This is a genomic window from Nonomuraea cypriaca (assembly GCF_015645445.1).
Taxonomy (GTDB): Bacteria; Actinomycetota; Actinomycetes; order Streptosporangiales; family Streptosporangiaceae; genus Nonomuraea; species Nonomuraea cypriaca.
Genome location: NZ_JADOGI010000508.1, coordinates 1 through 1,542 on the forward strand (window position 1 = coordinate 1; position 1,542 = coordinate 1,542).

The 1,542-nt window shown below is 75.6% G+C and carries 1 protein-coding gene; it reads left to right on the top strand.

Going from position 1 to position 1,542, the window contains the following annotated elements; all coding sequences use genetic code 11:
- Positions 1-1,542: transglutaminase domain-containing protein (locus tag ITP53_RS55250; RefSeq protein ID WP_207757767.1), on the top strand; the 1,542-nt coding region annotated here is incomplete at both ends.

The following is a 1,542-nucleotide window of genomic DNA, read 5'->3' on the forward strand; positions in this document are numbered from 1 at the left end:
CGGTGGTCCTGGCCGGGGTGCTCGCCGCCGTGGCTGGGCTGGCGTTCGACGGGGTGTTCCCGCTGGAGGCGTTGGTGCCGGTGGTCGGGGTGGCCGCCGGGGTCCCGTGCGCGCTGTCGATGGCGCTGGCCGGGCGGCTGCCGCTGTGGGGAGCGATCCCGGTGAGCGTGCTGGCGTGGCTGGTGGCGGTGTCGGCGACGGTGTTCAGGGCGGAGGCGTGGCTCGGGTTCGTACCCACTCCGGCGAGCGTGCGGGCGGCCCTGCTCGGCGTGCGCGACGCCGGTGGCTGGTTGCTGACCACGATCCTGCCCGCCGCCGCGGACAGCCGGGCCGTCGTCCTGGTCAGCTTCCTGGTGTGGGCGGCCAGTGCCGCGGGCGGTGAGATCGCGTCGCGGTCCAGGTCCGTGCTGCTGCCCGGGGTGGCGGCCCTGCCCGTGCTGGCGGTCGCCGTCGTGCTCGGCGTCGCGGGGGCGGGGCCGGTGGTGCCGTACGCGGCCGTGTTCGCGGGGGTCGCGCTGCTCCTGGCGCTGGTCAGGGCGGCCAGGTCGGTGCGGGCGGTCGCGCTCGGCGTACCCCTGCCGGCCTGCCTGGTCCTGGTCGCCGTCGTAGCGGCGCCCGCGCTGCCCATGGCGGAGCGCCCGTACGACGTGCGCAGGCTCGTCGAACAGCCCCCGCCGCGGCCGATCACCGGCGTGAGCGCGCTCGACCAGGTGTCCGCCTGGCTGCAGAACCCGCAACGCGAGCTTTTCACGGTCAATACGGCCTCCGACGCGAACCTCCGGCTGGCCGTCCTGGATACCTTCGACGGCGTCACCTGGACGTCGAGCGCCGGATTCGTCCCCACGGGCGGTCGCGTGCCCGGTGAGGAGGCGGCCGGGGAGACGGCGGCGCAGCGGTTCACCCTGCAGCAGTTGCGGGGGCCGTGGCTGCCCGCCGCGGACCGGCCGGTGCTGGCCAAGGGCGCCGGCATCGTGGTGGATCCCGCGACCGGCATGCTGGCCAGCGCTCAGGCGCGCGAAGGGATGGCGTACGAGGTGACCTCGGGGATCCGCCACTACCCGGCGGACGCGTTGCGCGGGGCGGTGCCCGCCGCGAACCCGGCCGCGCGGCAACTGCCCGACGGGCCTGACGGGCGGACGCCGCCGCAACGCGCCAGGCTCGCCGAGATCGCCCGCCGCGCCACCGCCGGCGCGCGCAGCCCGACCCAGCAGGCCGTACGGCTGGCCGCTTACCTGCGCAAGCATGCCGTGAACGACGTCAACTCGGCTCCCGGGCACGGGTACCGCAGTATCGAGTTCTTTCTGACGGAGTCGCGGAGGGGGACGACGGAGCAGTTCGCGGCCTCGTTCGCGTTGCTGGCCCGCGCGATCGGCCTCCCAAGCCGGATCGCCGTCGGCTTCCACCCCGGCACCTCCCCCCAGCCCTCGGCTCCCCAGGGCACTGGCTCTCAGCCTGCGGACCCCGAGGGCGTTGGCTTTCAGGGCGTTGGTGCCCTCACCCGCGCTCAGGACCTCGGCCCCCAGGGTTCGGGTGGGTCGCGGC